The organism is Paraburkholderia sp. A3BS-1L, from assembly GCF_051125215.1.
Lineage (GTDB): Bacteria > Pseudomonadota > Gammaproteobacteria > Burkholderiales > Burkholderiaceae > Paraburkholderia.
In genome coordinates this window covers 2,715,892-2,740,244 of sequence record NZ_CP120442.1, presented here as the reverse complement: position 1 = coordinate 2,740,244, position 24,353 = coordinate 2,715,892, and the positions used below count along the sequence as shown (strand labels likewise).

Below are 24,353 nucleotides of genomic sequence, written 5' to 3'. Positions count from 1 at the left end.
GTGAATGCGCCGGCGGCGCATCATGCGACGTAGGCCGCGACGCTCACGAATTGACAGACGCTCCCGGCGAGCACGAACAGATGCCAGATACCATGTCCGTGCCGGATGCGCTCGTCGTTGACGAAAAAATAAATGCCGCCGCTATAGATGATGCCGCCTGCCAGCAACCACGCGGTGCCGGCTGCCGGCAGCGCGCCGATGAGCGGCCCGGCGGCGACCAGCGCGAGCCAGCCCATGATCACGTACAGCACCATCGAGAGCTTGCGCGTGCGGCGCCCGATCGTGAGTTCCTGCACGATGCCGAACACGGCAAGCCCCCAGCTTACGCCGAACAGCGACCAGCCCCACGGCCCGCGCAACGTGACAAGCGAGAACGGAGTATAGCTGCCCGCGATCAGCAGATAGATTGCGGCATGATCGCACTTTTGCAGCACGGCCTTGAGGCGCGGCCCGCGCACGCCGTGATACAGCGTGGAGACGGTGTACAGCGCGCACAGCATGGCGCCGTAGACGGCGAAGCTCACGACCTTGTATGCATCGTGATCGAGCGCGCCGAGCGTCACGAGCGAAACCAGCCCGGCGACCGACAGCAGCGCGCCCAGGAGGTGCGTAACGCTGTTCAGACGCTCACCCGGGTTCATGACGGCTACTCCTTGTTCTTCTTGCCCCGACAATAGCGAAGGGCGCAGCCGGCGGCGTTTTGCCGGCTGCGCCCTTTATCAGGCAGACGCCACTATAACAAACGAGCGTCAGTCGAGCGGCGCGGAGCGCAGATCGGCCACCTGTTGCGGGGACACCGGCGTGCCCTTGTTGCCCCACGACATGCGGATGAACGTCACGACCGCCGCCACTTCCTGATTGGACAGCGATTGCGCGAACGGCGGCATGCCATAGGGGCGCGCATTGCCCTGCGTGCTGGGCGGATAGCCGCCGTTGAGCACCATGCGGATCGGATTCACCGCCGACTTCATCTGAATCGACTGATTGTTCGCGAGCGGCGGGAAGTTCGGCGGCATGCCGAGGCCGTTTTCCGCGTGACACTTTGCACACTGGTCATGGTAGATCTTCTGACCTTGCTGTAAGAGTTCGCCTCCGAACGCTTCGGACGTTTCCATCTGCATGTTCTCAGGCGCTTCCTTCTTTTGTGGAATCGTCTTGAGATAGGTCGCCATCGCCTGGATATCGTCGTCGGGGAGATATTGCAGACTGTTATGGACCACGTCCGCCATCGGACCGAATACCGCGCCGCGTTCCGAGACGCCGGTTTTCAGAAGGCTCGAAATCTCCTTGATGTCCCAGTCGCCGAGGCCGCCTTCACTCGAGGTGAGCGACGGCGCGTACCAGTTCTGCAGCGGGATCAGGCCGCCCGCGAACGCCGACGAGTTGACCGGCCCGCCCATCATGTTGATGGACGTATGGCACATGCCGCAGTGGCCCAGGCCCTCGACCAGATACGCGCCGCGGTTCCATTCGACCGATTTGGTCGGATCGGCCTTGTACTCGCCTTCACGGAAGAACAGCGTGCGCCAGCCGATCAGCAGGTTGCGGTTGTTGAACGGGAACTTGAGCTCGTGCGGGCGGCTCGGCACGTTCACCGGCTCCACCGAGCGCAGGTACGCGTAGATGGCGTCCGAGTCGGCGCGCGTGACCTTCGTGTAGCTCGTGAACGGGAAGGCCGGGTAGAGCAGGCTGCCGTCCTTCGAGCGGCCTGTGTGCATGGCGCGATAGAAGTCGTCGGCGGTCCATTTGCCGATGCCGTACTTGTCGTCGGGTGTGATGTTCGGCGTATAGAGCGTGCCGAATGGCGTCGCCATCGGCAGGCCGCCCGCGAAGGTCTTGCCGCCGCGCACCGTGTGGCAGGCCACGCAGTCGCCGGCGCGGGCGAGCAGCTCGCCCTTCTTGATGAGTTCGGACTGGTCGGCGGGCGTGGCCGCCTGCGCCGAGCTGTTGCGCAGAAAGTCGGTGCCGGTCCACAGCACCGGCACGAGCGCGGCGGCAGCGGTGACGACGACTGCGGAAAGTGCGAACAGGGACTTGCGGTTCATATGGCTGTCTCCCCCGGCGCCTTATTGCGGTTCGCTGCCGCATGCAAGCGGCGTCTTCAACGAGCCAGCCGGTGCCGGCACGGGATTTTGCGGTGCGCTTTGCGTCGAGAGCCAGGCAGCGACCGAGTTCACGTCGTCATCCGTGAGGCGCGTGGCGATCTCATGCATGCAGTCGGGTGCCTTGGCGTGGCGCGAACCCGAACGCCAGGCGCCGATCTGCGCGCTGATGTAATCCGAATGCAGGCCGACGAGGCCCGGAATGGCGGGCTCCATGCCGGTGAGCTTCGCGCCGTGGCAGGCCGCGCACGCGGGCACCTGCTTTGCCGGGTCGCCATGCAGCACGATTTCGCGGCCGCGCTTGAGCGTGCTTTCGGCGACCGCCGACCTCGAAGGCGGCGGGTAGGGCGGCCGCTGCTGCGAGAAGTACGTCGCGATCTCGTGCAGGTAGTCGTCGGAGAGATACGTGACCAGATAATTCATCGGAGGGTACTTGCGGCGACCCTCGCGAAAATTCATCAGCTGGTTGTACAGGTACTCCGCCGGTTTGCCTGCGAGGCGCGGGAAGTAGTCGTTGTCGGTCCCCTGGCCGTGCGTGCCGTGACACGCGGTACAGCCCTGCACGCGCGCTGCAATCGTGTCGGGGGCTTTGGGCTGCGGGGTCTGGGCGGACGCTGCGCTGAAGATGCCGGCCGTGCCGAACAGCAAGGCGGCCAACAGCGGCGCGGCGAGCGTATTGAGCGGTCTGGAGATACGTCTTGGGGACACGCGCGACTCCATTCTTTATCGTGGACCTGACCAGGCTTCGAACGACCCGGCTTGTAGGCTGCGCGCGCTTGAAACCAAACACCGTGCGCGCCGCGGCGACGCAGCAGATTCTATCATCGCGACCTGATAGTGACTATTTGCCACGCGTGCTATCGAGTCGCCTGCACAGGCCTTGCCCGAACGCGATTGCGGCAGAGAGCCGCAACGCCGCCGGTTATGATTCTGCACCTGTTGGCCGATCCGCGACTCGGGATTGACCCTGCTTGCGCCGCACTGCATGCCATGCGCATCGGGATCGCAGCATGTTCGCGGTTGAACCCGCGGTTGAACCCGCGGTTGAACCGATCGGCGTGGATGCTATCGAAGCAGGCGCGTCGCGAAATGGCATGCAAGCGCGCGACCGGCATGCATGCATCGTTGCGCCAGCGTCGATGCTGATCTGATTCCACCTTGTTTTCTTGTTGTTTCCTTGCCACTCGTCTCGATGACTTCAATTGCACTTTCTCACTCGATGCCGCAGCCGCGTGCCGCGGACCTCGCCACGCTCCCCGTATGTCGTGAATGCCGGGAGGTCGTGGTCCGATGAAAGCTGACTGGCTGTGGATCGGGCAGGTCGCGATGGCCGCCCTCGTGAACATCGCCTATGCGTTTGCGCTGGGCTCGACGCTCTATGGCGCATGGCTCGAGAAGGATGCTCGCAGTGCGGTCGCGCCGGCGCGACCCGCGTGGCTGCGTGCACAAACATCGCTGCGAGCGGGCTCGCTCGTGCTCGTGATCGCGCTCGTCATGTGGCTGCTGTATGAAAGCGCGTCGATCAGCGGCGGGACGCTGCCCGGCTCATATAGCGTCGTGCCGACGGTGCTCGCGCAAACGCACGTGGGCCACGCGTGGAGCGTTGCGTTCGTGGGCGCGCTGGTGGTGGCCGCCATGGCGCTGATGCCGGCCAGCGCGGCGCGCGACGGCGTGCTGTGGCTCGCGCTCATCGCCACGGCCGCCGGGCGCGCGGGACTCGGCCATGCCGCCGATGCCGGCTTCGCTTCGGCGGCGCTCGGCGTGCAGACGCTGCACGTGCTCAGCGCGAGCGCATGGAGCGGCATCGTGATGGCCGGCGGGCTGGCCGTGCTGCCGGCGCTCGGCGCATCGACGGCGCGTGGCGTGCTGATCCGCACGGCAGGGCAAGTGTCGAATGTGGCGCTGTTCGCCGTAGGGCTCGTGCTCGCGACGGGCGTGTTCAATGCGCTGCGCGGCACTGGCGGCTCTCCCCATGTGCTCATGACGAGCACATGGGGCCACGTGCTGATCGCCAAGCTCGCGCTCGTCGTGCTGGCGATGCTGCTGGGCGGTTTTAACCGCGTCGTGGCGATGCCCGAGTTGCGCCGCGCGGCATCGACGGTCGCGGCGCGCCGTTTCGTCAACGTGCTGCATCTCGAAGCGCTGGTGATGATGGCGGTGCTCGTCGTCGCGGCCGTGCTCGGGCACAGTGTGCCGGGCTATGTGTTGCAGGGCTGAAACGCCGGACCAAAGATGGCGCTCGCGGATTGCGCGTGCGCCTTCGTTCGAGCGCTAGCGCCGCATCATTCGTAGCCGAGCCGGTGACTGAGGATCGGCGAGAAGAAGAGGGCGATGGCGCAGCCGATGGCCTTGCCTTCGAGTTCGGCGAGCGCGAGCACCGAAGACGGATGAGCGATCAGCTCGACGAGCTGCGGCGCGCACCACAGCATCGCGACGCCGATCAGGCTCTGCTCGACAACGAGGATGCGCCAGCCGCGCGTACACGCGACGGCGGCAGCGATCACGCGCATCAGGCCAAAAACGAACAAAGCGCCAACAGCGGCCTGCTCGCGGATCAGATAGTCGGGGAGCATTGCTTCCATGTGAATCCCTGCGGCTGGTGTAGGGCGGGTATGAGTGCCGCAGGGAATTCAGCAAGGAGCAGGCCAGCGAGGGCCAGATGGCGCCGCAGATGGCGCGCGGGCAGAATGCGAAGCGCGCAGAGCCTTGCGTGACGGGCATCTGCAGGCGCCTTCGCCATGTGCGAAAGCGCCAGTCGCAGAACCCGCCCGAAGGCATGTTGCAGCGTTTGGGCCGCAAAACGGCCTCAAACGTTACGGCGCTGAAACGCACCGTAACGAGCGCGTCACGTAACGCGCGTTTGCATCGAAATCACCATTCGGCGACGCTGCCGTCCTCGTGACGCCACACCGGGTTGCGCCAGCGATGTCCCGTCTTCGCCATCTCGCGCACCTTCTCCTCGTTGACTTCGATGCCGAGACCCGGGCCTTGCGGAATCGACACGAAGCCGTCTTCGTACTTGAAGACCTCGGGATTCCTGATGTAGTCGAGCAGATCGTTGCCCTTGTTGTAGTGGATGCCGAGGCTCTGCTCCTGGATGAACGCGTTGTAGCTCACCGCATCGATCTGCAAGCATGTCGCGAGCGCAATGGGCCCGAGGGGGCAATGCAGCGCGAGCGCGACGTCGTAGGCCTCGGCCATCGCGGCGATCTTGCGGCACTCGGTGATGCCGCCCGCGTGCGAAGCATCGGGCTGGATGATGTCCACATAGCCGCCCGCGAGGATGTGCTTGAAATCCCAGCGCGAGTACAAACGCTCGCCCAGCGCGATCGGCGTGCTCGTCTGATTGATGATGTCGCGCAGCGCCTCGACATTCTCCGAAAGCACCGGCTCCTCGATGAACATCAGCTTGAACGGGTCGAGCTCCTTCGCGAGCACCTTGGCCATCGGCTTGTGCACGCGGCCATGAAAGTCCACGCCGATGCCGACGTTCGGTCCCACGGCCTCGCGCACCGCCGCGACGTTGTTGATCACGCCTTGCACCTTGTCAAAGGTGTCGATGATCTGCAGTTCTTCCGAGCCGTTCATCTTGACGGCCTTGAAGCCGCGCTCGACCACGGCGCGCGCGTTGTTCGCGACGTCGCTAGGTCGGTCGCCGCCGATCCACGAGTAGACCTTGATCTTGTCGCGCACCTGGCCGCCGAGCAGCGCGTGCACGGGCACGCCATGATGCTTGCCCAGGATGTCCCAGAGCGCCTGATCCACGCCCGCGATCGCGCTCATCGAGATGGGACCGCCGCGGTAAAAGCCCGCGCGATACATCACCTGCCAGTGATCTTCGATGAGCCGTGGATCCTTGCCGATCAGGTAATCGGCGAGTTCGTCGACCGCCGCCGCGACGGTGTGCGCGCGGCCTTCGACAACGGGCTCGCCCCAACCGGCGATGCCCTCGTCCGTTTCGATCTTGAGAAAGCACCAGCGGGGCGGCACGACGAAGGTTTCGAGCTTGGTGATTTTCATGCGGGGTCTCCCATCCCATCAAAGCTAATCGTTGCGCGGCGCGCGGCCACATCGTCACTTGTCGCCGCGTCGAGGAGCCCATGCTACTGCAAAAATCGCCTTTAAGTGCTATTAATAGTATTATTTCGCGTGAGCTCCCAGTATCTGGGCTTTTGCAGCGGATTTAACCTCGGGAGAACGGCAATTCAGCGCGATCTGCATGGAACGGTGGCGTTCGAACTTGGCAGCGCGATCCTGCGCGGCGACTACGCGCCCGCCGAGATACTGCCCCGCGAAGCCGACCTCATGGCGGCCTTCGACGTGAGCCGCACGGTGCTGCGCGAGGCCTTGCGCACACTGACCTCGAAGGGGCTCGTGGAGTCGCGTCCGAAGGTGGGCACGCGGGTGCGCGAGCGCACAGCGTGGAATCTGCTCGATGCCGACTTGCTCGACTGGTACGCGCGCGTCGCGCCGCCGCTTGCATTCGCGCTCAAGCTCCAGGAGATGCGCGAGATGATCGAGCCGTTCGCGGCGGGCCTGGCCGCGAGCGCCCACGATGCCCTCGCGCTCGAGCGGCTCGCAAACGCCCACACCGCAATGGCCGAAGCGCGCAACGTCGACGAATGGGTGCGCGCCGACTTGCGCTTTCACCTCGCGGTGCTGGCGGCGTGCCGCAATGAACTGCTGGTGCCGCTCGGCACGCTGATCGAGCGCACGCTCGAAGGCCAGTTGCGCGTGAACGCAAAACGCGCGGACGTGTTCAACGCCGCGCTGCCCGACCACACGACGGTGTTCGAGGCGATAGGCCGGCGCGATGCGCAGGCGGCGAGCGCCGCGATGGCCGCGCTGTTGCGCGTGACGCGCGAGCGCATCGAAGGCTGAGCGGCATGACAGCGAGGGTTTGCTATCCTGTTATAGATCAGACCTTTGCCTTTCAGTGCTGTCAGGCACGCTCACGCAACGCCATCCGGCTCATTTCGCAACCGTTCGTCGCAATGAAAATCTCAACCGGCGTCTCGACCCTGGACAACGCAACGCTCCTCGAAATCATCCGCGCGCAATCGGATATCGCGAAGCTGGGATTGGATCTCGGCGGCGTGATGGCCTTCGTCGCACAGCGCGCCGAAGAGCTGACCGGCGCACAAGGCGCCGTGGTCGAGCTCGCTGAAGGCCACGAGATGGTGTATCGCGCGGCCTCGGGCAGCGTCGGGAACATGCTGGGCTTGCGACTCGCGCGCGAAACGAGCCTCTCCGGACTGTGTGTGAGCAGCGGCGAAATCCTGCGCTGCGACGACTCGGAAAGCGATCCGCGCGTGGATCGCGAAGCGTGCCGGCGCGCGGGACTGCGCTCGATGGTCGTCACGCCGCTCAAGCACCTGGAAACCACCGTGGGCGTGCTGAAAGTGGTGGCGCCCGAAGTGGCTGCGTTCGACGAAGCCGATATCGAAGCGCTCTCGCTGATATCCGGCCTGATCGCGGCCGCGATGTTCCATGCCGCGCGCCACGAGACGAGCGAGCTGTACCTGCAAGCGACCCACGACGCGCTCACGGGCTTGCCGAACCGCGCGCTGTTCTACGACCGCTTGCGCCAGTCGGTCGATCTGGCGACGCGCTCGGAGGGCCGGCTGGGCGTGCTCAATCTCGACATGGACGGCCTGAAGCCGATCAACGACCGCTACGGCCACCGGGCCGGCGACGCGGCCATCAAGGAGACGGCGGCGCGCATCGTGAAAAACTGCCGCCGGGTGGATACCGCCGCGCGCGTGGGCGGCGACGAATTCGCGATGATTCTGCCCGGCATCAGCTCGCGCAAGGACGCCGAGTCGCATAGCCGGCGCATCGTGGAGAAAGTGGGCGAGCCGTTCGAGTTCGAAGGGCGGCCGATCGAACTCGGCGTGAGCGTGGGGTTCGCACTGCTGCCCGAGGACGGCGTGGAGATGACCCGCCTGATCGATCACGCCGATCAGGCGATGTATGAGGCGAAGCGGGGAAGGAAGGCAATGGGGTGAATCGGCACATGCCTGTGCATCGTGTCGAAAGCGCCAGTGCCGACGCTGCGCATGGTCTTGCGCTCATGCGCCATCTGCTTCAGCGGCGACAGCGTTGCTGAGCCAACGCACGCTGGAGAGCGCGAAGTGTTTTGCGCACGTCCCGATCGGGTAAGCGCAGCAAGGGCTCGAGATGATCGCTCAAGATTTGCATCATGCCCCGATACCCCCGTAACGGCACCGGAGGAAACGTGCGGATCTGCCTGTCATTCGCGAGCCGGTCGATCACTTCGACAACACGGTTGCGTTGCCGGACATAGCGGTCTTCCGCAACGGAATGACGGGCACTGCCGGCGGCGCCGTGAAGCACAAAATATTTCATCAGTTCGGGAGACGTCAGCGTCTCGATGGTCCGCCACGCCCGTCGCGCCGCGACTTCGGAATTTCTCAGCGGAATGGCGAGCAGTGCGCCGCCAAGGGGTGACAGGGGCGTCATGCCGGGCGTGCCGGTGGGATGCAGTTGCAGTCCGACGCGGCCGCCTTTTTGCAGGAGCGCGTGACTATCGAGCACGCCAAAGCGGTTTGACCAGTGGTAACACATTGCGGCTTTTCCCGAGCCGAATAGCCGGGCGTTCCTCGCCCAATCCACGCTGCTCGAGTGCGCAGGCGAAACGGGAACCAGTGCGCGCAGATACTCGATGACCTGCATGCCTGTTTCGGTATCCACCTGCAGGACCCCATCGTCAAACTCGACGCCGCCCTGTGCGCCGAGAATCTGCAGGAACGTTTCCGCGAGCGGCAGTCCCGAGGCGGAGTTCCAACTGATGCCGGCACGCCCCAGCCGAGGCCGATGCATGCGCGCCGCGATGCGGAGCACATCGTCGAAGCAACGCGGAGGCTCGAGTCCGTCGGCTTCGAGCAGATCCTGCCGGTACCAGAGAAAGTCGACGGTGGGTTGCAGGGCGATCGCGTAGAGTTCCTCGTCGAACCAGCCTGCCTGCCACACGGCATCGTAGAAGTCGGCTCCGGAAAAGCTGCTTTCCGCTTGCAGTCCCCGCAGCCCGAGCAGGTGAGCGTCCTCGCACAGTTCGGCAAGCCACGGAAACGGAATCGCGATGAGCAACGGCGTCGTGCCGCCGGCCGTGGATGTATCGGTGAGCGACCTGTCGAGCACTGCGCGATATCCGGCTTGAGAGAACGTCTGCATCCGCATGCGATGTCCAACGAATCGTTCGATGTCGGACCGGTTGCGTTTGAGGATGTCGAATACCGGGTCCTCATAAGCGATCAACGTCACCTCGATCGAATCGTCAAAGCCTTCGGTCGCGGCGTGCGGCCACGCAATACCGGTGTCGCGGTCGAGGTTCATGGCACCGAGACTGTCGAACGAGCCGTTGCCGGTTGCACCGACGATCATGCGGACCGTCTGCTCGGTGATCCGGTCGAAACGGTCGAGCAGCCAACTGGACGGAACAATCGTCGTTCGGCTGCGGGAACCCGTGATCGCGCGAAACTCGATCCAGCCCTTCGCTTTCAGGCCGAAGATGATGCGGCGCGCGCTCGTGCGCGGCAGGCCGGACAGGTCCGCGAGTGCGGTGATGCTCGTCGGCCGGTCACGCGCATGGTTTTGCAAGAGCGCAGAGACGACCGGCCAGATCGCTTGGGCTTCGTCCCCGAGTTCGGAACGCAGTATCTCGCCCGCGCGGTCCAGTACGGCGATGGCCGCGAGCCGATCATCAGCATGCATGGCACTTCCCGGGACTGAAATCTGTCATAACTATATGACAAACAAGAAAATAACCAGAATGGCTATTTTGCCGCGAAGCTCGTGCGGGACGCTCGCCATACGATTCATGTACAGACCGGAATCCAGCCGGCAACCTGTGATTCGGAAAGGAGACGAGCATGAAAGGAGCAACGAGGCTGATCGCTGTGTTGGCCACCATGGCGTTTAGCGTGAGCGCGGCGGCAGCGGGTGTGAGGTTCGTCGTCGTGTCCCATGCACCCGATGCCGACCCGTTCTGGAACGTGGTCAAAAACGGCATTGCCGATGCGCAAAAAGACTTCGGCGTGACGGTGGACTATCGCAATCCGCCGAATGGCGATCTCGCCGACATGGTTCATCTGCTTGACCAGGCGAGCGCCCGCAACTACGACGGCGTCGCAACGACCATCGCCGACTTCGACGTCGTGCGCGGTCCCGTGAATAAAATCGTGGGGAAAGGCATCCCTGTCATCACTTTCAATTCCGGAACCGCGCAGCAGAACAAGGAATTGGGCGCGCTGCTCCACGTGGGTCAGCCCGAATATCTCGCAGGGAAGGGGGCCGGAGCGCGGGCCAAGGCTGCCGGCGTCAAAAGCTTTCTGTGCATCAACAACAACGCGACCAATCCCGAATCCTTCGAGCGTTGCCGAGGCTTCGCGGACGCGATCGGCGCCGATTTCAAGAAGTCGACGCTCGATACCGGCAACGATCCTACCGAGGTCGAAAACAAGGTGTTCGCGGCGTTGCATAAGCAACCCGGCACGCAGGCGGTCCTGGCTCTGGGCCCAACGTCGGCCGTGCCCGCGATGCGTGCCATCCGCAAGCTGAGGCTGGCGGGCAAGATCTGGTTCGCCATGTTCGATATCACCCCGGAAATCATTAAGGATATCGAAGCAGGTGTCGTGGCTTTCGCGATCGACCAGCAGCCCTATTTGCAGGGCTATATCCCGGTTGCGCTGCTCGCGCTCATGAAGCAGGACGGTACACGAGACACCCGCAGGGCCATCGCTGCACTGCAGGCCAATCCGAAGTTTCAGCAACGTGTCCGGACCTACGGACTCACTCCGCGTTTCGCAGCGGATGGTGTCGACACCGGACCCGGATTTGTAACGCGTGAGAACGTCGGTCTCGTCGGGAAATACGCCGGGCAATACCGCTGAACCCGTCACGGCCGCACGGCCCCGCAGGCCGCTTGCGCATCACGAATTTCTAGAGGATTCCTATGTTTAAACTGGCCGTGTGCGCGGAAATGATTTTCCGCAGTCTTCCGTTTGTCGAGCGCGTTCGCAGGATCGCCGAACTCGGATTCCAGGTGGAGATCTGGGACTGGACGAAGCACGACCTGACGGAGTTGCAGCAGACCGGCGCGACGTTTTCTTCGATGACGGGATACATCGAAGGCGATCTGATTACGGAGAGCGGCGCGCAAACCCTGCTGAAAACGGCGGCGCATTCGATCGATGCCGCGAGGCGGTTGCGTTGCCCCCGCCTGAATCTGCACGGCACGGGTCTGGATGGCCATGGCATGCCCGTGAAACCGATGCCCGCCGTGACTGGACCGATGTGGCTTGCGGCATTGCATACGCTGACCCGCGTGGCGCGACTCGGCCAGACCGCGAAGGTCGTCTTCTGCCTCGAAAACCTCAACACGACGGTGGATCATCCGGGGGTGCCGTTTGCCCGCGCCGCGGACACCATGGCGCTCGTGAAGGCAGTCGACAGCCCGAATCTGCGCCTGAACCTCGACTTGTATCACGCACAGATCGGCGAGGGGAATTTGATCGAACTGGTTCGAGACGCGCTTCCGTTCATTGGCGAAATCCAGGTTGCTGATGTTCCCGGGCGTTGCGAGCCCGGCACGGGTGAGATCAACTATCCCGCGATCGCCCGCGCGCTGGCGCAGGCGGGCTTCCGGGGCACGGTCGCCATGGAGGCGTGGGCAAGCGGCGACGACGAACTCGCGCTGCGGCGTTTCCGGAACGCTTTTTCCGTCTGATGCCGCAGAGCCTTCAATCCAGCCTGGAAATGCTGTTGAAACCAGCCAGTCCTGATCGAATGATCGATCATTCCGTCAAACATCAATGGAGCGATTCAACATGTTGAACGTTGCCCTCGTGGGTGCCGGCCGTATCGGACAGGTGCACGCCAGATCAATCCAGTCGCACCCGGACTGCACGCTCGCCGGAGTGTGCGACGTCGGCGTGGAGGCTGCGCAAAAGCTCGCCGGCCAATATGGTGCGAAGGCTCGACGGGTCGACGATATCCTCGCCGATCCGGCGATCGACGCCGTGCTCATCGCTTCCTCGACCGACACCCATTCCGGGTTCATCGAGCGCGCGACGGCGGCCGGCAAGGCCGTCCTCTGTGAGAAACCGGTGGACCTCGCACTCGCACGCACGCTGCAATGCGAGGTCAAGGTGGCGAGGACCGGCAGGCCCGTGATGATCGGATTCAATCGCCGCTTCGATCCGAATTTCGCGGCGCTCAAGAAGGCGTTCGACGCTGGCGATATCGGAAAGGCCGAGTTGCTGTCCATCACCTCATTCGACCCGGCGCCGCCGCCCATTTCATATATCGGAACCTCCGGCGGCCTGTTTCGCGACATGATGATCCATGACTTCGACGTCGCCTGCTGGATCATGGGCCGCGCGCCTTCGAGCATCACGGCAACCGGCGCCTCACTCGTCGATCCGGAGATCGGCGCCGCCGGCGATTTCGACACGGCAGCGGTCACGCTGGCGTGGGCCGACGGGCGTCTCGCTGTCATCAAGAACTCCCGCCGTGCGGGGTATGGCTACGATCAACGCATCGAACTGCTGGGTTCACAAGGCCTCTTGTCGGCGAAGAACGTCCTTGAGAATACGATGGAGAAGATCACGCCCGAAGGCTCGCTATCTGCGAAACCGGTCTACTTCTTTCTCGAGCGCTATATGCGTGCTTACGAAGCGGAATGGTCTGCTTTTGTCCATGCTGTCGAGAATGAGGCTCCCATGCCCGTGACGCTGCGCGACGGCATTGTGGCGCTTGCGTGCGCCGAGGCCGCTGCGCGCTCGGCGAACACCGGCAAGACCGTGGCAATCACGCCGGACATGCTCTCGGCACTGTGAAAAAGTGCCAACCTTGGGCGAATGGGCCGCCGAAAGCAGAAAAGCCGCTGTCCCTTTCGGAACAGCGGCTTTCGCATTTGGTGGCGAATCAGGGATTCGAACCCCGGACCTGCGGATTATGATTCCGTCGCTCTAACCGGCTGAGCTAATTCGCCTAAGAAGAAGAATTATGAAGGCGCCGGCCGAAGCTGTCAACCCATATCGACATCTTTTTTCAAGATTCTCGGAACCGGCTCGCGCCGGTCCTCCATCAGCGCATCAATCCTGCGCGTAGATATCCGAATCCTTGGTCTCCTTCACGAACAGAACGCCAATCACGCAGGTCGCGAGTGCGATGATGATCGGATACCAGAGCCCCGAATAGATATCGCCCTTGGCCGCCACGATCGCGAAGGCCGTCGCCGGCAGGAAGCCGCCGAACCAGCCGTTGCCGATGTGATAGGGCAGCGACATCGACGTATAGCGGATGCGCGTCGGGAACATCTCCACCAGCATTGCCGCGATGGGCCCATACACCATCGTCACGAAGATCACGAGGATGGTCAGAATCGCCACGGTCATCGGCCAGTTGAGCTGCGCCGGATCGGCCTTGGCCGGGTAGCCCGCCGATTTCAGCGTGCCCGAGAGCGTCTTCTCGAACGCCGCGCCCGCTTCCTTCGCGCCCGCAGCCTTGCCGTCATAGGTGTCGACCGTCGTGTCGCCCACCTTGATCTGCGCGAGCGTGCCCGCCGGCGCGGCCACGTTCGAGTAGTTCAGGCCCGCCTTCGAAAGCGCGCTCTTGGCGATGTCGCACGAGCTCGTGAATTTCGAGGTGCCCACCGGGTTGAACTGGAACGAGCATTCGTCCGGGTTCGCGATCACCACGATCGGCGCGCGCGCCGTCGCGGTTTCGAGCGCCGGGTTGGCGAAGTGCGTGAGCGCCTTGAAGAGCGGGAAGTAGGTGAGCGCCGCGATCAGGCAGCCGGCCATGATGATCGGCTTGCGGCCGATCTTGTCCGAGAGCGCGCCGAAGAACAGAAAGAACGGCGTGCCGATCAGCAGCGCCAGCGCGATCAGGATGTTGGCGCTCGCGCCGTCGACCTTGAGCGTCTGCGTGAGGAAGAAGAGCGCGTAGAACTGGCCCGTGTACCAGACCACGGCCTGGCCCGCCGTCACGCCGATCAGCGCGAGGATCACGACCTTGAGGTTCTTCCACTGGCCGAACGCTTCGGAGAGCGGCGCCTTCGAGACCTTGCCTTCAGCCTTGATGCGCTTGAATGCCGGCGATTCGTCGAGTTGCAGGCGGATCCACACCGACACCGCGAGCAGCAGGATCGAGGCCACGAACGGAATGCGCCATGCCCAGGTGGCGAACGCTTCTTCGCCCACCGTCGTGCGCACGCCGAGGATCACGAGCAGCGAGAGGAACAGGCCGAGCGTCGCCGTGGTCTGGATCCACGAGGTGTAGAAGCCGCGGCGTCCGGGCGGCGCATGTTCGGCCACGTATGTCGCCGCGCCGCCGTACTCGCCGCCGAGCGCAAGGCCCTGGAGCAGGCGCATGCCGATGAAGATCACGGGCGCGGCGATGCCGATCGACGCGTAACCGGGCAGGAAGCCGACCACGAAAGTGGACAGGCCCATGATGACGATGGTGACGAGGAACGTATGCTTGCGGCCCACGAGGTCGCCGAGGCGCCCGAACACAATCGCGCCGAACGGCCGCACTGCGAAGCCCGCCGCAAAGCCGAGCAGCGTGAAGATGAAGCCCGCGGTGGGGTTCACGCCAGAGAAAAAGCTCTTGCTGATGTAGGCCGCGAGCGAGCCGGCCAGGTAGAAGTCGTACCACTCGAACACCGTGCCGAGCGACGACGCGAAGATCACGCGTTTTTCGTCGCTGGTCATCGGCGCGTGTGAGACTTGTCCGCCAACGGTTGCCATATGTGTCTCCATTTTTGATATGCGTATGGGCCCGCCATGCGAGCGGTCCTGCGGAGCATTATTGGAATGGAAACTTACGGGGTTCTGACGACAGCGACGCTTTACTGTGGCGCGACCCGGATGGCCTATTGTTTGCTAAGTTCTCTCAACGAACGTGCAACAGTCGTCAAAATCGGATCAATTGATTCTATCTTTCGAATTCATGTGGGGCGGGCGGGTGCTGGCTAAGGGTAAGTCCCATCCCGGTTTTCGCCCGTTTTGCCGTCAGCTGCCGTCGCGCAGACGCAGTGTCACGCGCACGAGCGTGCCGGCGAGACGCGGTTCGGCTTGATAGACGTTGTCGTCGATGGTGAGCGTGCCGCCGTGCATCGTGGCAATCTCGCGCACGATCGCGAGCCCGAGGCCGCTGCCGTCGCCGTCGCGCCCGAGGATGCGATAGAAGCGTTCCTGCACGCGTTCGCGCTCCGCTGCCGGAATGCCGATGCCGGTGTCCTCCACTTCCAGATGCACCACGTGCGCGGCGGGTTCGGGCCGCACGCGCACCGTGATGCGGCCGCCGGCGGGCGTGTAGCGGATCGCATTGTCGATCAGGTTCGACAGCATCTCGCGCAGCATCACGGGGTTGCCGTCGACCTGTACCGGTACGGCGCGGTCCTGCGTGCCGCGTTCATCGCCGTCGTTCGCTTCGCTCTCCGGACCTTCGTATCCGAGGTCCATCTGCTTGGCGAGCGCGGGCTGCACCCAGTCGCGCACCGCGTGACGGGCCACATCGGCGATATCGACGGGGGCGAAAATCTGCCCCGTCATCCGGTTTTCGGCGCGCGCGAGCGCGAGCAGTTGCGTGACGAGCCGCGCGGCGTGCTCGGAACTCGTCGCGATCTGCTCGAGCGAGCGGTGCACCTCGGCGCTTGCGTCCTGGCGCAGCGCCAGCTCGGCCTGGGTGCGCAAGCCCGCGAGCGGCGTCTTCATCTGGTGCGCGGCATCGGCGATAAAGCGCTTTTGCAGCTGCATGTTCTGTTCGAGGCGCGTGAGCAGGTCGTTGAACGAGGTGACGAGCGGCTCGATCTCGGGCGGCGCGCGCCGCGCTTCGAGCGGCGAGAGGTCGTCGGGGCGGCGCATGCGCATGTTCGATTCCAGCGCATGCAGCGGCGCGAGGCCGCGCGAGAGGCCGAACCAGACGAGCAGGATCGCGAGCGGCAGGATCACGAACTGCGGCAGGATCACGCCTTTAATGATGTCGTTGGCGAGCTGGCGGCGCTTGTCGAGCGTTTCGGCCACCTGCACGAGCACGGGCTGCGAGCCCGACAGATTCGGCAGTTCGACCGTCGTATAGGCCACGCGGATATCGATGCCATGCAGCATGTCGTCGCGGAATTCCACAAGGCCGGCGGGCGGGCGGTCGTCGTCGCGCGGCAGCGGCATCTCGCGGTCGCCGCCCACCAGTTCGCCGCGGCTGCCGAGCACCTGGTAGAACACGCTGTCGACGTTGTCGGCGCGCAGGAAGTCGCGCGTGGAGGCGGGCAGCGAGAGCTCCGCCACGCCGTTGACCGGATGGATCTGGCGCGCGAGCACATAGGCGTCGGTTTCGAGCGCGCGGTCGAACGGGCCGTTGGCGATCGACTTGGCGACGAGATACGTGACCGCGATGCTCATCGGCCAGAGCAGCAGCAGCGGCGCGAGCATCCAGTCGAGAATTTCGCCGAACAGCGAGCGGGGGCGCGCGGCGGCGGCTTCGGCCTCGTCGGGCGGGGCGAACGGGTTGGCGTAGCGGGCGTCGCGCGCCTCGTCGTCGAGCGCGCCGGGCTGGGCGGCGGGAGCGGGCTCGGCCATCGTGGCGCCTGGCTATTTGTAGTGGTGGCTCGCCGGCATGGCGGGAGGCGCGGCGGCGCCTGCCGAGGGGCTCGCCGGGGTGTCTGCCGGGTTGCTCGCGTTTGCCGGATTCGCTTCCTTTTCGAGGCAATATCCGAGCCCACGCACGGTCACGATGCGCACGCCGCCCGTTTCGAGTTTTTTGCGCAGCCGGTGCACGTAGACCTCGATCGCGTTGTTGCTCACTTCCTCGCCCCATTCGCACAGATGGTCGACGAGCTGTTCCTTCGAGACGAGCCGCCCGAGCCGCTGCAGCAGCACTTCGAGCACGCCGAGTTCGCGCGCGGAGAGATCGAGCACCTGGTCGTTGATGCGCGCCACGCGCCCGACCTGGTCGAACGCCAGCGCGCCATGGCGCACGACCGTGGGGCCGCCGCCCGCGCCGCGCCGCGTGAGCGCACGCACGCGCGCTTCCAGTTCGTTGAGCGCAAACGGCTTGGCCATGTAGTCGTCGGCGCCGAGGTCGAGGCCTTTCACGCGTTCGTCCACGCTGTCGGCGGCGGTGAGGATCAGCACGGGGAGGTTGGAATTGCGCGCGCGCAAGCGGCGCAGCACTTCGAGGCCCGGCATTTTCGGCAGGCCCAGATCGAGGATCAGGAGGTCGAACGACTGCATCGACAAGGCCGTATCGGCATCCACGCCGTGACGCACGTGATCAACGGCATAGCCCGCCTGGCGGAGTGATCGGACGAGACCGTCCGCGAGTATGCTGTCGTCTTCGGCAATGAGAATTCGCATGTGCGCCAGCGTCGCCCTCATAGCGCTTTGATGCCCGTTTTGTGCGGCGCGGGGTGTGCAGCGCGCGCAGCGCTCCCGGCAGGGAGCGGGCCCGGGCAGCGTCGGGCGGCGGTCTCCGAAAATTCGCGGTTTCGGCGCGCGCGTTTAAGGGCCAAAAACGGGCTTGCCAAAACTACTGTTTTTTTATACAGTGTCTGCGTTCAGGCGCATGTGCGCAAAAGCACGCGCGCATCGTCACCAGACGCCGTTCATCATAGCAAAGGACGATTCATGGAAGATAGCAAGAAAGGCTCGGCTGGGCTGACTGCTGAAAAGAGCAAGGCACTGGCTGCCGCGCTCGCGCAGATCGAAAAGCAGTTCGGCAAAGGGTCGATCATGCGGCTCGGCGACGGCGAGGCGGTCGAAGACATTCAGGTGGTCTCCACCGGTTCGCTCGGCCTCGACATTGCGCTCGGCGTGGGCGGCTTGCCGCGCGGCCGGGTGGTCGAGATCTACGGTCCGGAATCGTCGGGCAAGACCACGCTCACGCTCCAGGTGATCGCCGAATTGCAGAAGCTCGGCGGCACGGCGGCGTTTATCGACGCGGAACACGCGCTCGACGTGCAGTACGCGTCCAAGCTCGGCGTGAACGTGCCGGAGCTGCTCATCTCGCAGCCGGACACGGGCGAGCAGGCGCTCGAAATCACCGACGCGCTGGTGCGCTCGGGCTCGATCGACATGATCGTGATCGACTCGGTTGCGGCGCTCGTGCCGAAGGCCGAAATCGAAGGCGAAATGGGCGACTCGCTGCCGGGTCTGCAGGCGCGCCTGATGTCGCAGGCGCTGCGCAAGCTCACCGGCACGATCAAGAAGACGAACTGCATGGTGATCTTCATTAACCAGATCCGCATGAAGATCGGCGTGATGTTCGGCAACCCGGAAACCACCACGGGCGGCAACGCGCTCAAGTTCTACTCGTCGGTGCGTCTGGATATTCGCCGTATCGGTTCGATCAAGAAGAACGACGAAGTGATCGGCAGCGAAACGCGTGTGAAGGTCGTCAAGAACAAGGTGTCGCCGCCGTTCCGCGAAGCCGTGTTCGACATCCTCTACGGCGAAGGCATCTCGCGCCAGGGCGAAATCATCGACCTCGGCGTGCAGGCCAAGATCGTGGACAAGGCAGGCGCGTGGTACAGCTATAACGGCGAACGCATCGGCCAGGGCAAGGACAATGCGCGCGAATTCCTGCGCGAGAATGCGGACATCGCTCGCGAGATCGAAAACCGCATTCGCGAGTCGCTTGGCGTGAGCACGATGCCGGACGGCGTCAACGACTCCGGCGAAGTCGAAGTCGCGGGCGAAGAATAAGTTCGGATCACCAGTCTCGAATGGGCACCAGAGAGTCAGCACGATCGTGATGCGCAAGGTTGGGTTCGCTTCGGTGCCGCATGAGACGGAAACGCCAGAGGCCCCGCCTTCGTCTTTGGGCGAAGGCGGGGCCTCGTCGCAAGCCGACCAATTCGAGCGCACCTCCACCTCGCGTACCTCACGCACCTCGCGAAACGCGCCCACGAACGAAGCGCCTGGCAGGCAGCGCCCCGAGCGTTCCCTCAAGGGCCGTGCGCTCGGCTATCTCTCGCGCCGCGAATACAGCCGCGCAGAGCTTTCGCGCAAGCTCATGCCTTTCACCGAAAACGCCGACGAGCTCGAAGCACTGCTCGACGCGCTCGAACGCGAAGGCTGGCTATCCGACGCACGCTTTGCGGAAAGCGTCGTGTACCGCCGCGCCGCGCGCGTGGGAGCGGGGCGCATCGTCAGCGAGCTCAAGCGTCATGCCGTGGGCGACGCGCTCATTGAAGAAGTCAACGCGCAACTGCGCGAAACGGAACTCGCCCGGGCCCGTGCCGTCTGGCAAAAGAAGTACGGCCAGTTACCCGAGACGCCCGCCGAGCGCGCGCGACAGGCGCGTTTTCTGGCTGCGCGAGGCTTTTCGATGTCGATAATCGGCAAGATTTTGAAGGGCATCGAAGACAGCTTCGAGGGCGACTGACCAAAAATTGATCCGGTCGACTCAAAAAACAGCTGCGGCCTGGCACTGCCGGGCGCTGTGGGTTCGCCGCTGTCTCAAATACTCGGTATGCTAAAATCGAGAGGTTTTCCTGTCCGGTCTTACCTCTACTAGCATGCCGCTTTCTTCGCCAGCGCCTCGCCAGTTGCGTCATCAGCGCGCTATCCGGGCGGTCGCCTATGAGCGCGAAGACGGCCTGTGGGACATCGACGCGTGCCTGACCGATCATAAGCCACGCGACGTGCCGCTCGCCGCCGGTGTGCGGCCCAACGGTTCGCCGATCCATGAACTCTGGCTCCGCATCACGATCGATCGCAAGCTCAACGTCGTCGACGCCGAAGCGTCGTCCGACTGGGTGCCGTACGACGGTCAGTGCCAGAACGCTCATCCCGCCTATCGGGCCCTTATCGGGCTCAATCTCCTCAAGAACTTTCGCCGCGAAGCCGGTCGGTTGCTCGCCGGCACGGTTGGCTGCACGCACCTCACGGAAATGCTGGGCGTGTTGCCGACAGTCGCGGTCCAGGCGTTTGCAGGAGAGGTGTGGGAAATCTCGCGCGGAACGCCCGGCGAAGCGTCCGGGCAGGAACCGAGCAAGACCGCCGACGGCGAAGCCGCCGGCGAAACGCCGCCTTTCCAGCTCGGCCGCTGCCATGCGCTGCGGTTCGACGGTGAGGCGGTGAGGCAGTTTTATCCGCGCTGGTATGGTCATGTGCCGCAATCAATAGAACGCGGCGCACAAGCCTCCAGCGTGCGCGACAACCCAACAGGCCTGAGCCAAGAGGGCAGGGCCGGCGTTCTCGCGCATGAATAACAACAGCGGAAACGAAGTTCACTCCAACTCTCAGACTGAAGGAATCACGCATGAAGATTCACGAGTACCAGGGTAAGGAAATCCTGCGGAAATTCGGAGTCGCGGTACCGCGCGGCAAGCCGGTGTTTTCGGTGGACGACGCGGTCAAGGCCGCTGAAGAGCTGGGCGGTCCGGTGTGGGTCGTCAAGGCGCAGATTCACGCGGGTGGCCGCGGCAAGGGCGGTGGCGTGAAGGTGGCGAAGTCGCTGGAACAGGTTCGCGAATACGCGAGCCAGATTCTCGGCATGCAGCTCGTCACGCACCAGACCGGTCCGGAAGGACAGCGCGTCAACCGTCTGCTGATCGAAGAAGGCGCCGACATCAAGCAGGAACTGTATGTCAGCCTCGTCGTTGACCGCGTGTCGCAAAAGATCGTTCTGATGGGCTCGAGCGAAGGCGGCATGGACATCGAAGAAGTTGCCGAAAAGCATCCGGAACTGATTCACAAGGTCATCGTCGAGCCGTCGACGGGTCTGCTCGACGCTCAGGCCGACGACCTCGCCGCGAAGATCGGCGTGCCGGCTGCCTCGATTCCGCAAGCGCGCGCGATCCTGCAAGGCCTGTACAAGGCATTCTGGGAGACCGACGCGTCGCTGGCCGAAATCAACCCGCTCAACGTCACGGGCGACGGCAAGGTCATCGCACTCGACGCGAAGTTCAACTTCGACTCGAACGCGCTGTTCCGCCACCCGGAAATCGTTGCTTACCGCGACCTGGACGAAGAAGATCCGGCTGAAATCGAAGCCTCGAAGTTCGACCTCGCGTACATCTCGCTCGACGGCAACATCGGCTGTCTCGTGAACGGCGCAGGCCTTGCGATGGCCACGATGGACACCATCAAGCTGTTCGGCGGCGAGCCGGCGAACTTCCTCGACGTTGGCGGTGGCGCCACGACCGAGAAGGTCACCGAAGCGTTCAAGCTCATGCTCAAGAACCCGGGCCTGAAGGCGATCCTCGTGAACATCTTCGGCGGCATCATGCGCTGCGACGTGATCGCGGAAGGCGTGATCGCCGGTTCGAAGGCCGTGAATCTGAATGTGCCGCTCGTCGTGCGCATGAAGGGGACGAACGAGGACCTCGGCAAGAAGATGCTGGCCGAATCGGGCCTGCCGATCATCTCGGCGGACAGCATGGAAGAGGCTGCGCAGAAGGTCGTCGCGGCTACCGAAGGCAAGTAATTTTCAGCGGATACGAATGGCATCGTGCCGGCGCGAAGGCTCGGGTCCGCCCGGCTGACGCGACGCGCGACGCCAAACGAACAGAGGTCAATACATGTCGATTCTGATCAACAAAGACACCAAGGTCATCACGCAGGGCATCACCGGCAAGACCGGTCAGTTCCACACGCGCGCCTGCCGTGAATATGCCAACGGCCGCGAAGCGTTCGTCGCGGGCGTGAACCCGAAGAAGGCCGGCGAGGACTTCGAAGGCATTCCTATTTACGCGAACGTGCGTGAAGCCAAGGAAGCCACCGGCGCGACCGTTTCGGTCATCTACGTGCCGCCCGCAGGCGCCGCCGCCGCGATCTGGGAAGCCGTCGAGGCCGACCTCGATCTCGCGATCTGCATCACGGAAGGCATCCCTGTCCGCGACATGATCGAAGTCAAGGATCGTATGCGCCGCGAAGGCCGCAAGACGCTGCTCCTCGGCCCGAACTGCCCCGGCACGATCACGCCGGACGAGCTGAAGATCGGCATCATGCCGGGTCACATCCACAAGAAGGGCCGCATCGGCGTCGTGTCGCGTTCGGGCACGCTCACGTATGAAGCGGTGGGCCAACTGACGGCGCTCGGCCTCGGCCAGTCGTCGGCAGTCGGTATCGGCGGCGACCCGATCAACGGTCTGAAGCACATCGACGTCATGAAGATGTTCAACGACGACCCGGATACGGACGCCGTGATCATGATCGGCGAGATCGGCGGTCCGGACGAAGCCAACGCCGCTTACTGGATCAAGGACAACATGAAGAAGCCGGTGGTCGGCTTCATCGCAGGCGTCACGGCGCCTCCGGGCAAGCGCATGGGCCACGCCGGCGCGCTGATCTCGGGCGGTGCGGACACGGCCGACGCGAAGCTGGAAATCATGGACGGCTGCGGCATCAAGGTGACGCGCAACCCGTCGGAAATGGGTCGTCTGCTGAAGTCGATTCTGTAATTTCGGCGCGGTAAATTTCAAAACTGGCTGCGCGCCCGCGCACGATGTGATGCGCGGGTGGCCAGCGTTTTTTGATATGCTTGCGGAACCCTTTCAAGAGGTTTCCGGACAGAAGCGAGGGAGTCAGTCATGGCTGCCTCGCTTTTTTACTTGTGCGGCTGCTTTTTTTTACGGCGGCCGCGCCTTGTTGCTGCATTCACGATTCTCTTGTCGCTTTCATGCTTGAGTTTTTCACGTCGCTCCACTGGGGCGCTGTTTTTCAGATCATCGTCATCGACATCCTGCTCGGTGGCGACAACGCCGTGGTGATCGCGCTCGCCTGCCGCGACTTGCCCGCACAACAGCGCCTGCGCGGCATCGTTTGGGGCACGGTCGGCGCGATCGTGCTGCGTGTCGTGCTGATCGCTTTTGCGGTCGTGCTGCTCAACGTGCCGTACCTGAAGTTCACGGGCGGCCTGCTGCTGCTGTGGATCGGGGTGCGGCTGCTTGCGCCTTCGCATCTCGAGCACGCTGACGTGAAGCCCTCCGACAAGCTGATCGGCGCGATCAAGACCATCATCGTCGCCGATGCGGTGATGAGCCTCGACAACGTCGTGGCAATCGCGGGCGCGGCCGAAGCCGCCGACCCGCGCCACCGCATCGCGCTCGTGATCTTTGGCCTGATGGTGAGCATTCCGCTGATCGTGTGGGGCAGCCAGCTCGTGCTCAGGCTGCTCGACCGCTATCCTGTGGTGGTGACGCTGGGCGCTGCGCTGCTCGGCTGGATCGCGGGCGGGCTGATCATCAACGATCCGGCCGGCGACCGCTGGCCGCTGCTCGATACGCCCGCCGCCGAATATGGCATGAGCGCGGCGTGCGCGATTCTGGTGGTGGTGGTCGGGCATCTGCTCAAGCGCCGCAACGAGCGGCGCGCGCGGGGCACGCATTGAGTGCGGCGCTGGCGCTCTTCCGGTCGTTCTGAGCTGGCCGTCGCGTGGACGCTGCGCCTCGCACACAAGCCGATGCTCCGACAGCGTCAGGCCTAAGCCATCCGGCCGACTGCTGCGCCAACGGGGGCGCCGATACGATCGAAGCGCCTGTTCACTGTTTCGTGAGCAGGCGTTTCTCGTTTCAGGAGCCCTGATGATGACCGTATCCCCATCCCTTTCCAGCCCGAGCGCGTCTCGCTTCGCCGGGCCCTGTGCCGCGTCGGCCGCGGCCCCACCGTTTGCGAGCCATGCCACGCATGCCGCGGCTTCGCTCGTGCGGTCCTGTCGCGCGTTCGTGCGTCTCGCGAAGCGCTGGTCAGCGCCCGGTTTCACGCTCATCGAACTGATGATCGTGCTTGCCATCGTTGGTGTGATCGCCGCGTATGCCATTCCTGCGTATCAGGACTATCTTGCGCGCAGCCGGGTGGGCGAGGGCCTCTCACTGGCTTCCGCAGCGCGGCTTGCAGTGGCGGAGAACGCCGCAAGCGGCAATGCGTTCGGCGCAGGCTACACGGTGCCGCCGGCCACGCGCAACGTAGACTCCGTGAAGGTGGACGACACGACCGGGCAGATCACCGTGGTGTTCACCAAGCGCATCGCGCCCGATGGCAGCAACACGATCGTGCTCGTGCCGTCGGTGCCCGACAACGCGGACTCGCCCACCGCGCGCGTGGCGCTCACGCAAGGCAGCGTGCAGGGCGGCACGCTCACGTGGGAATGCTTCGCGGGCGGCAAGTCGGCCTCGTCGCTCGGCGCACCTGGCTTGGGTCCGGTGCCTGTCGAGGCGGCTACGCTGCCCGCCAACCTCGCGCCGCCGGAGTGCCGGGCTTGAGAGCGTGAGGGTCTTGT

The 24,353-nt window shown here is 64.2% G+C and carries 22 protein-coding genes and 1 tRNA gene; 13 read left to right on the top strand and 10 right to left on the bottom strand.

All coding sequences use genetic code 11. The features are described 5' to 3' along the window. Positions 1-20: 20 nt before the first annotated feature. The 3 genes from trhA to P5W99_RS12475 all read right to left on the bottom strand — a co-directional run bounded on the left by trhA (position 21) and on the right by P5W99_RS12475 (position 2,822). Positions 21-641, bottom strand: a complete 621-nt coding sequence (gene trhA, locus P5W99_RS12485; protein WP_421024708.1) for a PAQR family membrane homeostasis protein TrhA — start codon at positions 639-641, stop codon at positions 21-23. A 108-nt stretch (positions 642-749) separates the two neighbouring features. Further along, positions 750-2,045, bottom strand: coding sequence for a c-type cytochrome (locus P5W99_RS12480; protein ID WP_421024707.1), 1,296 nt, complete (start codon positions 2,043-2,045; stop codon positions 750-752). A gap of 21 nt (positions 2,046-2,066) precedes the next feature. Then, positions 2,067-2,822 (bottom strand): c-type cytochrome, encoded by a 756-nt coding sequence (locus P5W99_RS12475; RefSeq protein WP_421024706.1) that lies wholly within the window; start codon positions 2,820-2,822, stop codon positions 2,067-2,069. A 570-nt stretch (positions 2,823-3,392) separates the two neighbouring features. Here P5W99_RS12475 and P5W99_RS12470 point away from each other — a divergent pair. After that, positions 3,393-4,319, top strand: coding sequence for a copper resistance D family protein (locus tag P5W99_RS12470; RefSeq protein WP_434660970.1), 927 nt, complete (start codon positions 3,393-3,395; stop codon positions 4,317-4,319). 65 nt (positions 4,320-4,384) lie between these two features. On the opposite strand, the gene P5W99_RS12465 is transcribed toward P5W99_RS12470, so the two are convergent. Further along, positions 4,385-4,684, bottom strand: coding sequence for a hypothetical protein (locus P5W99_RS12465; RefSeq protein WP_421024704.1), 300 nt, complete (start codon positions 4,682-4,684; stop codon positions 4,385-4,387). 289 nt (positions 4,685-4,973) lie between these two features. Next, positions 4,974-6,122 carry a galactonate dehydratase gene (dgoD, locus tag P5W99_RS12460; protein ID WP_434660968.1) on the bottom strand — a complete coding sequence of 383 codons (1,149 nt, stop codon included), beginning with the start codon at positions 6,120-6,122 and terminating at the stop codon, positions 4,974-4,976. 144 nt (positions 6,123-6,266) lie between these two features. On the opposite strand from dgoD, the gene P5W99_RS12455 reads away from it, so the two are divergent. Next, a complete protein-coding gene (locus P5W99_RS12455; protein ID WP_434662584.1) occupies positions 6,267-6,983 on the top strand; it encodes a FadR/GntR family transcriptional regulator in 717 nt (238 codons plus the stop codon). 113 nt (positions 6,984-7,096) lie between these two features. Then, positions 7,097-8,110 (top strand): diguanylate cyclase domain-containing protein, encoded by a 1,014-nt coding sequence (locus tag P5W99_RS12450; protein ID WP_421024702.1) that lies wholly within the window; start codon positions 7,097-7,099, stop codon positions 8,108-8,110. Between the two features lie 79 nt (positions 8,111-8,189). On the opposite strand, the gene P5W99_RS12445 is transcribed toward P5W99_RS12450, so the two are convergent. Further along, positions 8,190-9,836, bottom strand: coding sequence for an extracellular solute-binding protein (locus P5W99_RS12445; protein WP_434660966.1), 1,647 nt, complete (start codon positions 9,834-9,836; stop codon positions 8,190-8,192). A gap of 158 nt (positions 9,837-9,994) precedes the next feature. Here P5W99_RS12445 and P5W99_RS12440 point away from each other — a divergent pair, with 158 nt between their 5' ends. The 3 genes from P5W99_RS12440 (at position 9,995) to iolG (ending at position 12,961) form a co-directional block, all read left to right on the top strand. Next, complete coding sequence (locus tag P5W99_RS12440) at positions 9,995-11,014, top strand: sugar ABC transporter substrate-binding protein (RefSeq protein WP_434660964.1); 1,020 nt, start codon at positions 9,995-9,997, stop codon at positions 11,012-11,014. A 62-nt stretch (positions 11,015-11,076) separates the two neighbouring features. Further along, complete coding sequence (locus P5W99_RS12435; RefSeq protein ID WP_434660962.1) at positions 11,077-11,850, top strand: TIM barrel protein; 774 nt, start codon at positions 11,077-11,079, stop codon at positions 11,848-11,850. 100 nt (positions 11,851-11,950) lie between these two features. Continuing rightward, entirely contained in the window at positions 11,951-12,961 is a 1,011-nt protein-coding gene (gene iolG / locus P5W99_RS12430; RefSeq protein ID WP_434660960.1) for an inositol 2-dehydrogenase, read from the top strand. Positions 12,962-13,039: 78 nt separating this feature from the next. On the opposite strand, the gene P5W99_RS12425 is transcribed toward iolG, so the two are convergent. The 4 genes from P5W99_RS12425 to P5W99_RS12410 all read right to left on the bottom strand — a co-directional run bounded on the left by P5W99_RS12425 (position 13,040) and on the right by P5W99_RS12410 (position 17,485). Then, positions 13,040-13,116, bottom strand: a tRNA-Met gene (locus tag P5W99_RS12425). Between the two features lie 103 nt (positions 13,117-13,219). Then, positions 13,220-14,878 (bottom strand): MFS transporter, encoded by a 1,659-nt coding sequence (locus tag P5W99_RS12420; protein WP_421024697.1) that lies wholly within the window; start codon positions 14,876-14,878, stop codon positions 13,220-13,222. A gap of 264 nt (positions 14,879-15,142) precedes the next feature. After that, on the bottom strand, positions 15,143-16,708 hold the full coding sequence (locus P5W99_RS12415; RefSeq protein WP_434660959.1) for a sensor histidine kinase N-terminal domain-containing protein: 1,566 nt from the start codon (positions 16,706-16,708) through the stop codon (positions 15,143-15,145). A 12-nt stretch (positions 16,709-16,720) separates the two neighbouring features. Beyond that, positions 16,721-17,485: a response regulator gene (locus P5W99_RS12410; RefSeq protein WP_421024695.1), complete on the bottom strand. Its 765-nt coding sequence runs from the start codon at positions 17,483-17,485 to the stop codon at positions 16,721-16,723. A 270-nt stretch (positions 17,486-17,755) separates the two neighbouring features. Between P5W99_RS12410 and recA the strand changes: the two genes are divergently transcribed. The 7 genes from recA to P5W99_RS12375 all read left to right on the top strand — a co-directional run bounded on the left by recA (position 17,756) and on the right by P5W99_RS12375 (position 24,336). Further along, complete coding sequence (gene recA, locus P5W99_RS12405) at positions 17,756-18,832, top strand: recombinase RecA (RefSeq protein ID WP_421024694.1); 1,077 nt, start codon at positions 17,756-17,758, stop codon at positions 18,830-18,832. A gap of 49 nt (positions 18,833-18,881) precedes the next feature. Next, positions 18,882-19,514: a recombination regulator RecX gene (gene recX, locus P5W99_RS12400; RefSeq protein ID WP_434660957.1), complete on the top strand. Its 633-nt coding sequence runs from the start codon at positions 18,882-18,884 to the stop codon at positions 19,512-19,514. A gap of 133 nt (positions 19,515-19,647) precedes the next feature. Beyond that, entirely contained in the window at positions 19,648-20,343 is a 696-nt protein-coding gene (locus tag P5W99_RS12395; RefSeq protein ID WP_421024693.1) for a DUF2889 domain-containing protein, read from the top strand. Between the two features lie 50 nt (positions 20,344-20,393). Further along, positions 20,394-21,560 carry an ADP-forming succinate--CoA ligase subunit beta gene (gene sucC / locus P5W99_RS12390; protein WP_421024692.1) on the top strand — a complete coding sequence of 389 codons (1,167 nt, stop codon included), beginning with the start codon at positions 20,394-20,396 and terminating at the stop codon, positions 21,558-21,560. A 94-nt stretch (positions 21,561-21,654) separates the two neighbouring features. Then, a complete protein-coding gene (sucD, locus tag P5W99_RS12385; protein ID WP_035532387.1) occupies positions 21,655-22,536 on the top strand; it encodes a succinate--CoA ligase subunit alpha in 882 nt (293 codons plus the stop codon). Between the two features lie 218 nt (positions 22,537-22,754). Continuing rightward, complete coding sequence (locus tag P5W99_RS12380) at positions 22,755-23,465, top strand: TerC family protein (protein ID WP_421024691.1); 711 nt, start codon at positions 22,755-22,757, stop codon at positions 23,463-23,465. Positions 23,466-23,658: 193 nt separating this feature from the next. Further along, entirely contained in the window at positions 23,659-24,336 is a 678-nt protein-coding gene (locus tag P5W99_RS12375; protein ID WP_421024690.1) for a pilin, read from the top strand. The last annotated feature ends 17 nt before the right edge of the window (positions 24,337-24,353 follow it).

Bases quoted from the DNA above. Each gene is read 5' to 3' on its own strand.
- trhA (WP_421024708.1), bottom strand. From the start codon at position 641: ATGAACCCGGGTGAGCGTCTGAACAGCGTTACGCACCTCCTGGGCGCG.
- P5W99_RS12480 (WP_421024707.1), bottom strand. From the start codon at position 2,045: ATGAACCGCAAGTCCCTGTTCGCACTTTCCGCAGTCGTCGTCACCGCT.
- P5W99_RS12475 (WP_421024706.1), bottom strand. From the start codon at position 2,822: ATGGAGTCGCGCGTGTCCCCAAGACGTATCTCCAGACCGCTCAATACG.
- P5W99_RS12470 (WP_434660970.1), top strand. From the start codon at position 3,393: ATGAAAGCTGACTGGCTGTGGATCGGGCAGGTCGCGATGGCCGCCCTC.
- P5W99_RS12465 (WP_421024704.1), bottom strand. From the start codon at position 4,684: ATGGAAGCAATGCTCCCCGACTATCTGATCCGCGAGCAGGCCGCTGTT.
- dgoD (WP_434660968.1), bottom strand. From the start codon at position 6,122: ATGAAAATCACCAAGCTCGAAACCTTCGTCGTGCCGCCCCGCTGGTGC.
- P5W99_RS12450 (WP_421024702.1), top strand. From the start codon at position 7,097: ATGAAAATCTCAACCGGCGTCTCGACCCTGGACAACGCAACGCTCCTC.
- P5W99_RS12445 (WP_434660966.1), bottom strand. From the start codon at position 9,836: ATGCATGCTGATGATCGGCTCGCGGCCATCGCCGTACTGGACCGCGCG.
- P5W99_RS12440 (WP_434660964.1), top strand. From the start codon at position 9,995: ATGAAAGGAGCAACGAGGCTGATCGCTGTGTTGGCCACCATGGCGTTT.
- P5W99_RS12435 (WP_434660962.1), top strand. From the start codon at position 11,077: ATGTTTAAACTGGCCGTGTGCGCGGAAATGATTTTCCGCAGTCTTCCG.
- iolG (WP_434660960.1), top strand. From the start codon at position 11,951: ATGTTGAACGTTGCCCTCGTGGGTGCCGGCCGTATCGGACAGGTGCAC.
- P5W99_RS12420 (WP_421024697.1), bottom strand. From the start codon at position 14,878: ATGGCAACCGTTGGCGGACAAGTCTCACACGCGCCGATGACCAGCGAC.
- P5W99_RS12415 (WP_434660959.1), bottom strand. From the start codon at position 16,708: ATGGCCGAGCCCGCTCCCGCCGCCCAGCCCGGCGCGCTCGACGACGAG.
- P5W99_RS12410 (WP_421024695.1), bottom strand. From the start codon at position 17,485: ATGCGAATTCTCATTGCCGAAGACGACAGCATACTCGCGGACGGTCTC.
- recA (WP_421024694.1), top strand. From the start codon at position 17,756: ATGGAAGATAGCAAGAAAGGCTCGGCTGGGCTGACTGCTGAAAAGAGC.
- recX (WP_434660957.1), top strand. From the start codon at position 18,882: ATGCGCAAGGTTGGGTTCGCTTCGGTGCCGCATGAGACGGAAACGCCA.
- P5W99_RS12395 (WP_421024693.1), top strand. From the start codon at position 19,648: ATGCCGCTTTCTTCGCCAGCGCCTCGCCAGTTGCGTCATCAGCGCGCT.
- sucC (WP_421024692.1), top strand. From the start codon at position 20,394: ATGAAGATTCACGAGTACCAGGGTAAGGAAATCCTGCGGAAATTCGGA.
- sucD (WP_035532387.1), top strand. From the start codon at position 21,655: ATGTCGATTCTGATCAACAAAGACACCAAGGTCATCACGCAGGGCATC.
- P5W99_RS12380 (WP_421024691.1), top strand. From the start codon at position 22,755: ATGCTTGAGTTTTTCACGTCGCTCCACTGGGGCGCTGTTTTTCAGATC.
- P5W99_RS12375 (WP_421024690.1), top strand. From the start codon at position 23,659: ATGATGACCGTATCCCCATCCCTTTCCAGCCCGAGCGCGTCTCGCTTC.